We start from the raw sequence: 12,528 nt of genomic DNA, 5'->3' as shown, positions 1-12,528 counted from the left end.
TCCGTCGAGGGGTTCGGGCCGATCCGGCGGGGCACATCGGTCGAATCATACGGGAGAGATGGCCCAATCCCGGTAGGACCATCCGTCAACGGGCGAGGCGCCGGCCTGATCGTGGATCAGGCCGGCACCCGGTTTTCAGCTGCCGGTCAGGACGCCGACGGCGCCGAGAACGGTCATAACGAGACCTGAGGCGAACACGCCGATCATCAGGTAGGAGAAGGGTTTCAAAGGCATGGGCACGACATAGCGCAGCGCCGCGAAACGGCGTGTGCGCCGCAACACGGTCCGGCGTGGAACGCTTTGGCGCGCCCGAAAATGCGAAGCCCCGCCCGGCTCGCGCCGGACGGGGCTCGTCTCTCTGCGGCCCGGCGCGCCGGGCGATCGCGGACGATGATCAGGCGCGGCCGGCCTGCTGGGCGACCTCGGTGGCGAAGTCCGGCCCCTCTTCCTTCTCGATGCCCTCGCCGAGGGCGTAGCGCACGAAGCCCGTCAGGGTGACCGGACCGCCGACCTTCGAGCCGGCCTCCTTGAGAACCTGGCTCACCGTCTTCGAGCCGTCGTGCACGAAGGGCTGCTCCAGGAGGGTGACCTCCTTGTAGTAGCTCTTCAGGCCGCTCTCGATGATCTTGGCGAGGACGTGGTCCGGCTTGCCGGCGTTCTTCTCGCGCAGGATGTTCGACTCGCGCTCCACCGTGGCGGTGTCGACGCCCGAGGCGTCGAGCGCCACCGGGTTGGTCGCCGCGACATGCATGGCGATCTGGCGACCGAGGGCCGAGAGCGCCTCGACGTCGCCCTCGGACTCGAGAGCCACGAGCACACCGATCTTGCCGAGCCCCTCGGAGATCTGGTTGTGCACGTAGGAGGCGATCACGCCCTTCTTGACCTCGAGCTTGGCCACGCGCCGCAGGTTCATGTTCTCGCCGATCGTGGCGATCAGGTTCTGCAGCTTCTCGGAGACGGTCTCGGTGGCGCCCGGGAAATGGGCGGCCTGCAGACCCTCCAGCGTGCCGTCGGTGTTGAGCGCGATCTTGGCGGCCTCGCGGACGAAGGCCTGGAAGGCGTCGTTGCGGGCGACGAAGTCGGTCTCGGAGTTCACCTCGACCACGGCGGCGTGGTGGCCGGCGGACTCGACGGCCACGAGGCCCTCGGCGGCGACGCGGCCGGCCTTCTTGGCGGCCTTGGCGAGCCCCTTCTTGCGCAGCCAGTCGACGGCGGCCTCGATGTCGCCCTGCGTCTCGTTGAGCGCGCCCTTGCAGTCCATCATGCCGGCGCCGGTCTTCTCCCGGAGCTCCTTCACCATCGCGGCGGTGATGTTGGCCATGGCGGTCCCTTTCGTGTGGTCTGGATGCGAGAGGCCCGGCGCGCGGGTGAGCGGCCGGGCCCGGTATGCCTGGAACCGCGACGGCCCGATGACGGTGCCGCCGCGGAGTCCCGATGGATCAGGCTGCGGCGGCGGCCTCGACGAAGCCACGGGCCTGCGAGACCCACGAATCGCGGTCGATGCGGCCGTTGAGCTTCAGGTCGGCATCGACCTTGGCAACGTCCTCGGGGGTCATCGCGGCGAGCTGCCAGTAGTGGTAGATGCCGGCGTCGTTCAGCTTCTGGACGATCTGCGGGCCGGCGCCGTTGAGCTTGGTCAGGTCGTCCGGCGCGCCGCGCGGGGCGGCGAGCAGCTCGAAATGCTCGGTCGACTCGGCGAGCATCGCCACGTCGGCCGGGTCGAGGGCGTCGGACTCGACCGTGACGGCCGCGTCGTCGTTGGCGGGCAGCTCCTCGGCCATCGGCTCCTCGGAGGCGCCGAGATCCATGCCCGACGAGCCCTGGGCGCGCGAGATGCCGTCGATGGCGGCCTTGGCGATCAGGTCGCAGTAGAGCGCGATGGCGCGGCCCGCATCGTCGTTGGCCGGGACGATGTAGCTGATGCCGTCCGGGTTGCAGTTCGTGTCGACGATGGCGGCCACCGGGATGCCGAGGCGGTTCGCCTCCTTGATCGCCAGCTGCTCCTTGTTGGTGTCGATCACGAACAGCAGGTCGGGGACGCCGCCCATGTCCTTGATGCCGCCCAGCGCCTTCTCGAGCTTCTCCTTCTCACGGGAGAGCATCAGGCGCTCCTTCTTTGTCAGGCCCGGGCCGCCGGTCTCCAGCGTCTCGGTGACCTTGCGCAGGCGCGAGATCGAACCCGAGATCGTCTTCCAGTTGGTGAGCATGCCGCCCAGCCAGCGGGAGTTGACATAGTACTGGGCCGAGCGCTTGGCCGCCTCGGCGATCGTGTCGGCCGCCTGGCGCTTGGTGCCGACGAACAGCACGCGGCCGCCCTTGGCGACGGTGTCGCTCACCGCCTGCAGCGCCTGGTGCATCGCCGGCACGGTCTGGGCCAGGTCGATGATGTGGATGTTGTTGCGCGTTCCGAAGATGTAGGGCTGCATCTTCGGGTTCCAGCGGTGCGCCTGGTGACCGAAATGCGCCCCCGCCTCGAGGAGCTGACGCATAGAGAAATCGACGGCCATGTCTGTGTACTCTCCGGTTATATCCGCCGCGGAGGGATGCGGCCGGCCGAGATCTCGGACGACCACCGGAAACGCCTCATTCAGGCATGAGGCCGGCTCCGCGTGTGGGATGGGCCGGCGCTTAGCAGAGGCCGGGTGCGAAGGCAAGGTGCGGAATGGGGCCCGCGCGATCGGCATCCAGGCCCCGGCCGTCGTCGGCGCAATCGTCAATCTTGCGTCAATCTTGCCCGGTCGCCGCGCTGGTCGCCCTCGAACACGGGACGGCTCACGCAGCCGCAAACACCGCCGCCACGTCCCCGGCGGTCATCACCCGGTAATCCCCCGCCGCCAGATCCGCCGGCAGGTCGAGGCCGCCGACCCGATCCCGGTGCAGGGCCGTGACGTGGTTGCCGACGGCGGCGAACATCCGGCGGACCTGATGGTAGCGGCCCTCCGTCAGCGTCACCGCGCAATGTGTGGCATCGGCGACGTCGAGGTGCACCGGCAGCAGCGGGCGGTCCTCACCCTCGAGCATCAGCGTGCCGGCGGCGAAGACCGCCGCCTCCCCGCCGCTCAGCGGCCGGTCGAGGGTGACACGGTAGCGCTTGGCCACCTGCGCCTTCGGGCTGATGATCCGGTGCAGCAGAGCGCCATCGTCGGTCAGCAGCAGGAGGCCCGAGGTCTCCTTGTCGAGCCGCCCGACGGTCGAGAGCGGCGGGTCACGGCGGCGCCAGCGCTCCGGCAGAAGCCCGTAGACCAGCGGACCGGCCTCCTTGTGCGAGCAGGTCACGCCGAGCGGCTTGTGCAGCATCAGACACAGGCCGGGCAGCGGATCGACGGGCGCGCCGTCGATCGTCAGCCGGTCCGGCAGATCCGGGTCGAGGGCGATCCGGTCGCCGGCATCGACCAGATCCGCGCCATCGAGGCGGATCGCGCCGGCGCGGGCGAGGGTCTGGATCTCGCGGCGCGAGCCGTAGCCGAGATTGGCGAGGAGCTTGTCGAGCCGGACGGACTTGGCTGCGCTCACCGGCGCGCCTCGTAGACGCGGAAGCCGTTCGCCTGCACGGCGACGGAGACGCTCCGGAACGCCGCGCGCAGGGGCGCCTCGTAAGGCAGATGCGCGTTGGCCACCAGCCAGAGCGTGCCGCCCGGCCGCAGAACCTCGGATGCCCGGGCGATGAATGCGCGGCCGAGGGACGGGTCCTCGGTTCCGGCCTCGTGAAACGGCGGATTGGTGACGATGAAGTCGAGCTGGTCCGGCACCACGCCGGGCGTCCGGACATCCGCCCAGTGGATCGTGGCCCGCGGGTCGGCGACGTTGCGCCGGGCCATCTCGACGGCCCGGCGGTCGATCTCCACCAGCGTCAGGGCGGTGACCGCGTCCGAGCCCAGCACCGCTCGGGACAGGATCCCGAGGCCGCAGCCAAAATCGGCGCCGCGGCCCTTGAAGGCCGGCAGATTCGCCAGGAGCAGCGCCGTGCCGGCATCCAGCCGGTCCCACGAGAAGATTCCGGGCTGCGTGCACAGGGCGAGGTTGTCGACATGGCGCGGACCGCCCTCGTCGATCGCCTCGGCGAGTCCGGCCGGCTCTGTCGGACGCTCCGCCGTGCAGATCCGGTGATGCCGGCGCGGCTGGTCGGCGGCGGCGCAGCCGAAGGTCGTGAGTTCCTTGGCGAGACGGGTGCCGCCCCGGTCCTTCGGGGCCAGGGCGACCATGCGCCCGCCCGGCCCGAGGGCGCGCAGCACCTGGGCCAGCACGTAGCGCCGCTCGACCGTTCCGGGCGGCGCGAGCACCGTGGCCGCGTCGAGGCTGTTCTCGGACAGATCCTCAAGCCGTGCGGCGCCGGGGATCATGGGGGAAAGCTGGACGGCGTCGCCGGGAACCTCAGCGAGGTCGGCCGGCGGCAGGCCGTAGACGGCATGGCGCATGAACGGTTCGGGATCTGGAGAGCCAACGCCGGAACGCGAATCCGCGGCGGAGCGGGGCAAGCCCGCGCCCGACTCGGTTCATCCGGGGGAACACCGCGCTTATACCGGAACCGGCCGGGAAGCCCAGCCTCCCGGGCGCGGCCCCGTCGTCAGCCGCGCGGGAATTCGAGGCCCATCTCGCGGTAGCGGGCCGGATCGTCGGCCCAGTTCTCCCGCACCTTCACGTGCAGGAACAGGTGGACCTTGGCGTCGGCCGCCTCGGCGATCTCGACGCGGGCCGCCTGCCCGATCGACCGGATGGTCTGGCCGCCCTTGCCGAGCACGATGGAGCGCTGGCTCTCCCGCTCGACGAAGATCGTCTGCTCGATCCGAACCGACCCGTCGGGCCGGATCTGCCACTGGTCGGTTTCCACCGTCGAGCGATAGGGCAGTTCCTCGTGAAGCCGGTCGTAGATCTTCTCGCGGGTGATCTCGGCGGCGAGCATGCGCAGCGGCGCGTCCGAGACCTGATCCTCCGGATAGAGCCAGGGGCCCGGCGGCATCCGGGCCGCGAGGGCGCGGCGCAGATCGTCCACGCCGTCGCCGTTCAGCGCCGAGATCATGAAGGTCTCGGCGAAGGGCGCCGCGGCGTTGAGCTTGGCGGCGAGGTCGAGCAGGCGCTCGCGCGGGATCAGGTCGATCTTATTGAGGATCAGCAGCTTCTCGCGCTTCACCTCGCCGAGCCGCCCGAGCACGGCCTCCACCTCCGCATCGACGCCCTTGCGCGCATCGACCAGCAGGCAGACCGCGTCGGCATCGGCGGCGCCGCTCCAGGCCGAATGCACCATCGCCCGGTCGAGGCGGCGCTTGGGCGCGAAGATGCCGGGGGTGTCGACGAGCACGACCTGGGCCGAGCCCTCGATGAGGATGCCCCGCACCAGCGCCCGGGTCGTCTGCACCTTCCGGGAGACGATCGAGACCTTGGTGCCGACGAGGTTGTTGAGCAGGGTCGACTTGCCGGCATTCGGCACGCCGATCAGCGCGACGAAGCCGGCCCGGGCGTCGGCGGGCGTGCCCGGGAGCATGGACGGATCGCGCGCGGGCTCCTGGCCCGGCATGGCGCCGGGGCCGTCCTGCGCGTCGTGATCGTCCGGTTCGTGCGTGTTCATGCTGTCTCCGTCGGCCCCGCATCCGCGGAGGCTCCGATTCCCTCTCGCTCCATCAGCGCCCGGGCGGCGGCCTGCTCGGCGATCCGCTTCGAGGTGCCGTCGCCGAGACCGGGCTCGAGGCCCTCGACCTGGACGGCGATGCGGAACCGGGGCGCGTGGTCGGGACCCGTGCGTTCCACCACCGCATAGGTGGGGATCGGCAGGCTGCGGCCCATGGCCCATTCTTGCAAGGCCGATTTGGCGTCACGGCCCCGTGCCGCAGCCGTCGGCTCGCCCGGGCGGAAATGCGCCTCGACCACCGCCCGGGCGGCGTCGAAGCCGGCGTCGAGGTAGATCGCCCCCAGGATCGCCTCGCAGACGTCGGCGAGGATCGTCTGATTGCGCCGGCCGCCACCCATCACCTCGCCCTGGCCGAGGATCAGGTGCGGTCCGACCTCCCAGGACGCGGCCACAACCGCGCAGGTCTCACGCCGGACCAGAGCGGCGAGCCGCCGGGAGAGATCGCCCTCGTCGGCCTCCGGAAAGGCGCCGTAAAGGCGATCGGCGACCGCGAGCCCGAGCACCCGGTCGCCGAGGAATTCCAGGCGCTGGTAGCTGCCGCCCCGACCGCTGGATTTGCTGGTATGGGTCAGGGCACGGGTGAGCAGGTCCTGATCGGCGAAGCTGTGCCCGATCCGCTCCTCGAGCGCGCTCAGGGGCGGCCGCGGCTTGTGGGCCCGACGGGATCGGGCGTTGGCCCGGGGCTGCGCGGCGTCGTCCAAGTCCGAACCGGTCAATGGATCGTCGTGAACAGGCGCGACCAGCGCACGTGGGCCGGCCAGTTCCAGACCTGCCACGCCGGGGTCCCCTCGTCGATCGAGAAGAAGATCATCTCGGCGCGCCCGACCAGATTGGCGAAGGGCACGTAGCCGACATTGGCGAGGTCGCGCGAATCAGTGGAGTTGTCGCGGTTGTCGCCCATCATGAAAAAGTGACCGGGCGGGACCGTGTACAGCTCGGTCTTGTCCCAGAAACCATTATCGCCGTCGCGCTCGATCACCCGGTGGACCACGCCATTGGGCAGGGTCTCCATATATTGCGGCACCTTGGTGGGCTGCCCGTAGGGATCGGTCGTCTCGTAATCGGCGATCCGCTCGCGCTTCACCGCCTTGCCGTTGATGTTGAGCACGCCGTCGATCATCTGGATCTTGTCGCCCGGCAGGCCGATCACGCGCTTGATGTAGTCGGTCGAATTGTCCTTGGGCAGCTTGAACACAGCGATGTCGCCGCGCTTCGGATCGGCGCCCCAGATCCGGCCCTCGGCCTGAATCGGAATGTATTCCGACAGCGGCAGCGAGTACTTGGAGTATCCGTAGGAATATTTCGATACGAACAGGTAATCGCCGATCAGCAGGGTCGGCACCAGCGACCCTGAGGGGATGTTGAACGGCTGGAACAGCAGCGTCCGCACCACCAGGGCGATCAGCAGCGCCTGGATGCCGACCTTCAGCGTCTCGCGGATGCTGGCCCAGGTGCCGGTCTCGGCGGGTTTCCTGAGCGGCTTGCCGTCGTAATCCACGCGCGCGTTCCGTCTTTGGTTGAGGTTCGTCACCTGCCGCCAGCGGGGCGCAGCCCCGCCGCGCGCGGCTTGCTGATGTGCGGTTGGCCCGAGGAATGCGCCGCAATCGTGTCCGCTGTAGGCGGCGGTCTAGACCATGCGCGAGCCCCCCGCAACGCGCGACCGGGGCCGGCTAATCCGCGATGGCCGCCTCAACCGGCGACAGAGACCGGCAGGGCTTCAATGATCACGAAGGCTTGTGCCATCGGTGGATCGTCCGTGAGGCTCACATGCAGGCGCGCCGCGTGTCCGGCCGGCAGAAGGTCCGCGAGCCGCGCGGCCGCACCGCCCGCCAGCCGGAGGGTCGGCTGTCCGGAGGGCAGGTTCACCACCTCCATGTCGCGCCAGAACACGCCGGCGCTGAAACCCGTGCCCAGCGCCTTGGCGCAGGCCTCCTTGGCGGCGAAGCGTCGGGCGTAGCCCTCGGCACGGGCGGCCCGCCGGTCGCAGCGGGCCCGCTCGCCCTCGGTGAAGACCCGGTGGGTGAAGCGCGCGCCGTGCCGCTCCAGGGTCCGGGCGATCCGACGGATGTCGCAGAGATCCGACCCAATCCCGACGATCATGCGAGCCGGGCCCGATCCATGGCGGCCCGCATGTCGCGCACCGCTTGGTCGAGCCCCACGAAGATTGCGTCGGCGATCAGCGAATGGCCGATATTGAGCTCCCAGATCTGCGGCAGCGCCGCCACCGGCCCGACGCTGCCGAGGGTCAGCCCGTGACCCGCATGGATCTCTAAGCCGAGGCCGGCCCCGTGCTCGGCTGCGCGCCGGAGGCGGGCGAGTTCGTGGGCCGTGCGGCCCTCATCGTCCTCAAGGGCGGCCTCGCAGTAGCTGCCCGTGTGCAACTCGACCACCGGCGCCCCCAGGGCATGGGCGGCGTCCATCACCGCGGGCTCCGGCTCGACGAACAGCGAGACGCGGATACCGGCTTCCGCGAGGGTCCGGATGCGCGGCGCGAGGTGCTCCCGGCCGCCGACGATGTCGAGCCCGCCCTCGGTGGTGCGCTCCTCGCGCTTCTCCGGGACGAGGCAGGCGGCATGGGGCCGCGTGGCCAGCGCGATCGCCACCATTTCGTCGGTGGCCGCCATCTCGAAATTGAGCGGCACGGACAGTCCGCGCTTCAGCGCGGCGATGTCGGTGTCGCGGATATGGCGCCGGTCCTCGCGCAGATGCGCGGTGATGCCGTCGGCGCCCGCCTCGACGGCGAGCAGCGCCGCCCGCACCGGGTCCGGGTAATCGCCGCCGCGGGCGTTGCGGACGGTCGCGACGTGATCGATGTTGACGCCGAGGCGCAGCTTTTCGGAGGTCATCCGCTCGTTCGTCCCCGTGTCGGCGCGATGCGACAGGCTTACCGGCAGGGTTCGGAAGGCGCGGCGCGCCCTCACCCCGTGTCGGCGATATGCGGAGGATCGCGCGCGCCGGCAAGACGGCCGGGGCCGCGACACTTACCGATCGGCTGGCGCGCCCGTCATCGCGGAAGACGGCGATCCGGGGGACGAGGATCGTCACTCCGGGGATCTGGCGCCGCCGGGATTGGCGGCGCCGAGGGAGCAAGATCCCTGGGCGGGCCTTCCCGACAGGCGGCCCGCCCGGTCATCCAAGGGGCCGAAGGGCCCTCCCGCTCAGGCGAGGCGCAGGCGCGACCGGCCGTCCTTCCGCTCGGGCAGGACATCGAGGGCGGCCTTGACGATGGCTTTGGCGTCGAGGCCCGCCTCGGCGTACATCTTCTCGGGGCTGTCGTGGTCTTGGTAGGTGTCCGGCAGCGTCAGCGTCCGCACCCGGACCCCGCCCGCGTCCAGCGCCCCCGTCTCCGACAGCAGGTGCAGCACCATCGCGCCGAACCCGCCCCGCGAGCCCTCCTCGATCGTCAGCAGGACCTCGTGGTCCCGCGCCAGATCCAGGATCAGCGCCTCGTCCAGCGGCTTGGCGAACCGCGCATCCGCCACCGTCACCGCCACGCCCTGCTCGGACAGCGTGTCCGCCGCCTTCGAGGCCTCGGCCAGCCGCGTGCCCAGGCTGAGGATCGCCACCCGCGCCTCCGCGTCCCGGCGCACCACCCGGCCCTTGCCGATCGTCAGGACCGCGCCCCGCTCCGGCAGCTCGACCCCCACGCCCTCGCCGCGCGGGTAGCGCAGGGCGATCGGCCCCGAATCATGCGCGTGGGCGGTGGCCACCATGTGCACCAGCTCGGCCTCGTCGGAGGCCGCCATCACGGTCATGTTCGGCAGGCAGCACAGATACGCCAGGTCGAACGCGCCGGCATGCGTCGCCCCGTCCGCGCCCACCAGACCCGCCCGGTCCAGGCAGAACCGCACCGGCAGGTTCTGCAGCGCCACGTCGTGCACCACCTGGTCGTAGGCCCGCTGCAGGAACGTCGAGTAGATCGCCACGAACGGCCGGTAGCCCTCGGTGGCCAGCCCGCCCGCGAACGTCACCGCGTGCTGCTCGGCGATGCCCACGTCGAAGGTCTTGTCCGGATGCGCCTTGCCGAACAGGTCGATGCCGGTGCCGCCCGGCATCGCCGCGGTGATCGCCACCACCTTGTCGTCGGCATCCGCCGCCTTGATCAGGCTCTCGCCGAACACCCGCGTGTAGGCCGGCGCGTTCGGCTTGGCCTTGGCCTGCACGCCCGAGATCACGTCGAACTTGACCACGCCGTGGTAGCGGTCGGCGCTCGCCTCGGCCGGCGCGTAGCCCTTGCCCTTCTGGGTGACGACGTGCAGCAGGATCGGGCCGTGCTCGGCGTCGCGGACGTTCTTGAGCACCGGCAGCAGGTGGTCGAGATTGTGCCCGTCCACCGGGCCGACATAGTGGAAGCCCATCTCCTCGAACATGGTGCCGCCGCCGACCACCAGCGAGCGGGCGTATTCCTCGGCCGCCGCGGCGCGCTGGTAGAGCGCCTTCGGCAGCAGCTTGCCGAGCTGCTTGGCGGTCTCGCGCAGGGACTGGTAGGCGCCCCCCGAGGCCAGCCGCGCCAGATAGGCCGACATGGCGCCCACCGGCGGGGCGATCGACATGTCGTTGTCGTTGAGGATGACGATCAGGCGCGAGTGCAGGGCGCCGGCATTGTTGAGCGCCTCGTAGGCCATGCCGGCCGACATCGAGCCGTCGCCGATCACCGCGATGGCGTTGCGGCGCTTCTGCGGGCGGCCCTTCACCTTGGCGGTGGCGTTGTCGAGGTCGCGCGCGACCGCCATGCCCAGCGCCGCCGAGATCGAGGTCGAGGAATGGGCGGCGCCGAACGGGTCGTAGACGCTCTCGCTGCGCTTGGTGAAGCCCGACAGCCCCCCGCCCTGGCGCAGGGTCCGGATGCGGTCGCGGCGCTCGGTCAGGATCTTGTGCGGGTAGCACTGGTGGCCGACGTCCCAGACGATGCGGTCGTCGGGGGTGTCGAACACGTGGTGCAGCGCCACCGTCAGCTCGACCACGCCGAGCCCCGAGCCCAGATGGCCGCCGGTGATCGACACCGCGTCGATCATCTCGGCGCGCACCGCCTCCGCAACAGCCGGAAGATCCGATTCCGGAAGACGCCGCAGCGCCGCAGGATTCGGGACACGGTCCAGCAACGCCGATTGCTCAGGGGAGAGTGCCAATGGTCGCATCCGTTCGTTCGAATATGGCGACGGCTCCGTCACGGGCCCGTGGCAACCGCAACGCCAGCACCCCGGGAGCACGCGTTCATGCTAGAACCCGCCCGTCCGCCGCTGTCATGATAGTGCCAGGTACGGATGAACGGCGGCGCGATCAATGTCGGGCCGTCGCTTTTTTGAATCACGTGCCCTTAACGCCACAAGAGGTTCGCCTTTGAATCCGGCTCGTCTGTGCACAATCCTGCTCGCGCTCGCGATTACGGTTTACGGTCAAGCTTACGCCGCGGCGCAGCCGCTGGACGGCAATCTCGACTTCGCGTGCAACTTCCTGGGCAAGTGCCCGGCCCGGGTCGCCCCGGGCGGCCCGGACCGCGATGTCCGCCCGTTCAACGGCACCCTCGGCCGGCCCTGCGCCTGGCGGGATCGCCCGACCCCGGAGGGTGTGCGCCGGGTCCGCGTCTGCTGGTGATGCGCGCGCCGGCTCTCATCGCCACAGCCCTGGTTCTCGCGCTCGGATCGGTTCCGGTCGGCGCCCAGGATGCCTGTCCGGGGCTGTTCGCCGATGGGCGGATGCCCGTCCTCACCAATCCGAAGCTCGCCGTTCGGGCGACCCCCCTGTGCTTCGAGGCCTTCGCGGTGCTGCATTCCGGCGTGACCCGCACGCCCCTCTACGCCGCCGAGCACCTCACCCGCGCCAGCATCGCCGCGGCCCGCGCGGTGGCACGCGACGATTCCTTCCACGAAGAGGCGCGCCTGCCGGAAGACCAGCGCGCCGCCCTTGAGGATTATGTCCGCAGTGGGTTCGACCGGGGCCATCTCGCGCCGGCCGGCGACATGCCGACGGCAAGCGCCCAGGCCGAGTCGTTCAGCCTCGCCAACATCACGCCGCAGAACCGGGTCCTGAACCGGGGGCTCTGGGCCGATATCGAGGAGGGCACCCGGCGCCTGACCAGCCGGCGCGGTGCGCTCTTCGTGGTCACCGGGGTGATCTTCTCCGGCGACGCGGTGCAGCAGATCAAGGGCGGCGTGCTCGTCCCGACCCACTTGTTCAAGGCCCTCTACGATCCGGCCAGCGGCGAGGCCGGAGCATACCTCGCCCGGAACGACGATTCGAAGGATTGGCGCGTGCTGTCGATCGACGATCTGCGCCGGGAATCCGGCATCGACGTCTTTCCCGGCCTGCCGCAAGCGGCTCGCGCGACCGCGATGAGCCTCCCGGATCCCCAGGCCTCCGCCCGCGCGGACGAGCGCCGGCCCCGGCACGAGCAGACCTGGCAGGAATGGCTGGAGCGCGAGCTGGCCCGAGCGGCGCGGAAATTCCTGCGCGACCTGCTGCGTTCGTTCTTCTGAGAGGACCCATGCCCAAGGACACGCAACGCGCCTCCGGAGGCGCGACGGAAGATCCGAAAGCCTTCACGCCCTTCGCGGACGATGCCGGCGTGCGCACCATCGGCAGCTTGAGCTTCGAGAACGGCACGGACCGGATCGCCCTGCACGGATCCCTCGACATCACCCGCGACAGGACCGGGCTGGAGCAGGCCCGGCTTCTCCGGAAGACGCTGGACGCGATCGTGAAGACCCTGGAGGCCTCCGATCTGCCCGAAGCGGTGGCGGAGGCGCCGGACGCGCCGCCGCGATCGGTGAAGAACCCGTTCGCCTGAGAGATCGGCGCCCGGCGACGGCCGGGCCGTCCTTGCCGCTTCCCGGCGGGCCTGATACTCCGACAGGGTCATTCCTATATCTTAGGGACGCGCGTCCAGGACGGGGACTGATGCCCCG

14 protein-coding genes are annotated in these 12,528 nt (G+C 70.4%); 3 read left to right on the top strand and 11 right to left on the bottom strand.

Annotated elements, in window-relative coordinates; all coding sequences use genetic code 11:
• Positions 1-135: 135 nt before the first annotated feature.
• From PQI07_RS14960 to dxs, 11 genes are all read right to left on the bottom strand, one after another.
• Positions 136-279, bottom strand: coding sequence for a hypothetical protein (locus tag PQI07_RS14960; protein ID WP_158498464.1), 144 nt, complete (start codon positions 277-279; stop codon positions 136-138).
• A gap of 115 nt (positions 280-394) precedes the next feature.
• On the bottom strand, positions 395-1,321 hold the full coding sequence (gene tsf / locus PQI07_RS14955) for a translation elongation factor Ts (RefSeq protein ID WP_043382788.1): 927 nt from the start codon (positions 1,319-1,321) through the stop codon (positions 395-397).
• A gap of 118 nt (positions 1,322-1,439) precedes the next feature.
• Positions 1,440-2,507 (bottom strand): 30S ribosomal protein S2, encoded by a 1,068-nt coding sequence (locus PQI07_RS14950; protein ID WP_012320390.1) that lies wholly within the window; start codon positions 2,505-2,507, stop codon positions 1,440-1,442.
• 265 nt (positions 2,508-2,772) lie between these two features.
• The gene (locus PQI07_RS14945) at positions 2,773-3,513 is read right to left on the bottom strand and encodes a pseudouridine synthase (RefSeq protein ID WP_274926869.1); all 741 of its coding nucleotides are present in this window, start codon (positions 3,511-3,513) and stop codon (positions 2,773-2,775) included.
• On the bottom strand, positions 3,510-4,415 hold the full coding sequence (locus tag PQI07_RS14940; protein ID WP_043351191.1) for a class I SAM-dependent methyltransferase: 906 nt from the start codon (positions 4,413-4,415) through the stop codon (positions 3,510-3,512). Before PQI07_RS14940 ends, PQI07_RS14945 begins: the two co-directional genes overlap by 4 nt.
• Positions 4,416-4,564: 149 nt before the next feature.
• Positions 4,565-5,563 carry a GTPase Era gene (gene era / locus PQI07_RS14935; RefSeq protein WP_043351189.1) on the bottom strand — a complete coding sequence of 333 codons (999 nt, stop codon included), beginning with the start codon at positions 5,561-5,563 and terminating at the stop codon, positions 4,565-4,567.
• On the bottom strand, positions 5,560-6,339 hold the full coding sequence (rnc, locus tag PQI07_RS14930) for a ribonuclease III (RefSeq protein WP_100793995.1): 780 nt from the start codon (positions 6,337-6,339) through the stop codon (positions 5,560-5,562). The genes era and rnc overlap by 4 nt, the downstream gene beginning before the upstream one ends.
• Positions 6,336-7,121 (bottom strand): signal peptidase I, encoded by a 786-nt coding sequence (gene lepB, locus PQI07_RS14925; RefSeq protein WP_100793996.1) that lies wholly within the window; start codon positions 7,119-7,121, stop codon positions 6,336-6,338. Before lepB ends, rnc begins: the two co-directional genes overlap by 4 nt.
• 191 nt (positions 7,122-7,312) lie before the next feature.
• The gene (gene acpS / locus PQI07_RS14920; protein ID WP_043382779.1) at positions 7,313-7,723 is read right to left on the bottom strand and encodes a holo-ACP synthase; all 411 of its coding nucleotides are present in this window, start codon (positions 7,721-7,723) and stop codon (positions 7,313-7,315) included.
• Entirely contained in the window at positions 7,720-8,469 is a 750-nt protein-coding gene (locus tag PQI07_RS14915; protein ID WP_274926868.1) for a pyridoxine 5'-phosphate synthase, read from the bottom strand. Before PQI07_RS14915 ends, acpS begins: the two co-directional genes overlap by 4 nt.
• A gap of 312 nt (positions 8,470-8,781) precedes the next feature.
• The gene (gene dxs, locus PQI07_RS14910; protein ID WP_274926867.1) at positions 8,782-10,761 is read right to left on the bottom strand and encodes a 1-deoxy-D-xylulose-5-phosphate synthase; all 1,980 of its coding nucleotides are present in this window, start codon (positions 10,759-10,761) and stop codon (positions 8,782-8,784) included.
• Between the two features lie 202 nt (positions 10,762-10,963).
• On the opposite strand from dxs, the gene PQI07_RS14905 reads away from it, so the two are divergent.
• Genes PQI07_RS14905 through PQI07_RS14895 form a run of 3 tightly spaced genes read left to right on the top strand, consistent with a single transcriptional unit; the run spans position 10,964 to position 12,410 of the window.
• Positions 10,964-11,218 (top strand): hypothetical protein, encoded by a 255-nt coding sequence (locus tag PQI07_RS14905; RefSeq protein WP_274926866.1) that lies wholly within the window; start codon positions 10,964-10,966, stop codon positions 11,216-11,218.
• Positions 11,218-12,099 (top strand): DNA/RNA non-specific endonuclease, encoded by an 882-nt coding sequence (locus tag PQI07_RS14900; protein ID WP_078947301.1) that lies wholly within the window; start codon positions 11,218-11,220, stop codon positions 12,097-12,099. The genes PQI07_RS14905 and PQI07_RS14900 overlap by 1 nt, the downstream gene beginning before the upstream one ends.
• 8 nt (positions 12,100-12,107) lie before the next feature.
• Positions 12,108-12,410 carry a hypothetical protein gene (locus PQI07_RS14895; protein ID WP_043758810.1) on the top strand — a complete coding sequence of 101 codons (303 nt, stop codon included), beginning with the start codon at positions 12,108-12,110 and terminating at the stop codon, positions 12,408-12,410.
• The last annotated feature ends 118 nt before the right edge of the window (positions 12,411-12,528 follow it).

Source organism: Methylobacterium sp. 092160098-2, from assembly GCF_028920805.1.
Classification (GTDB): domain Bacteria; phylum Pseudomonadota; class Alphaproteobacteria; order Rhizobiales; family Beijerinckiaceae; genus Methylobacterium; species Methylobacterium fujisawaense.
The sequence above is the reverse complement of the archived record's forward strand: the minus strand, read 5'-3'. Positions and strand labels throughout refer to the sequence as shown.

Bases quoted from the DNA above. Each gene is read 5' to 3' on its own strand.
- tsf (WP_043382788.1), bottom strand. From the start codon at position 1,321: ATGGCCAACATCACCGCCGCGATGGTGAAGGAGCTCCGGGAGAAGACC.
- PQI07_RS14950 (WP_012320390.1), bottom strand. From the start codon at position 2,507: ATGGCCGTCGATTTCTCTATGCGTCAGCTCCTCGAGGCGGGGGCGCAT.
- PQI07_RS14940 (WP_043351191.1), bottom strand. From the start codon at position 4,415: ATGCGCCATGCCGTCTACGGCCTGCCGCCGGCCGACCTCGCTGAGGTT.
- era (WP_043351189.1), bottom strand. From the start codon at position 5,563: ATGAACACGCACGAACCGGACGATCACGACGCGCAGGACGGCCCCGGC.
- acpS (WP_043382779.1), bottom strand. From the start codon at position 7,723: ATGATCGTCGGGATTGGGTCGGATCTCTGCGACATCCGTCGGATCGCC.
- PQI07_RS14915 (WP_274926868.1), bottom strand. From the start codon at position 8,469: ATGACCTCCGAAAAGCTGCGCCTCGGCGTCAACATCGATCACGTCGCG.
- dxs (WP_274926867.1), bottom strand. From the start codon at position 10,761: ATGCGACCATTGGCACTCTCCCCTGAGCAATCGGCGTTGCTGGACCGT.
- PQI07_RS14900 (WP_078947301.1), top strand. From the start codon at position 11,218: ATGCGCGCGCCGGCTCTCATCGCCACAGCCCTGGTTCTCGCGCTCGGA.
- PQI07_RS14895 (WP_043758810.1), top strand. From the start codon at position 12,108: ATGCCCAAGGACACGCAACGCGCCTCCGGAGGCGCGACGGAAGATCCG.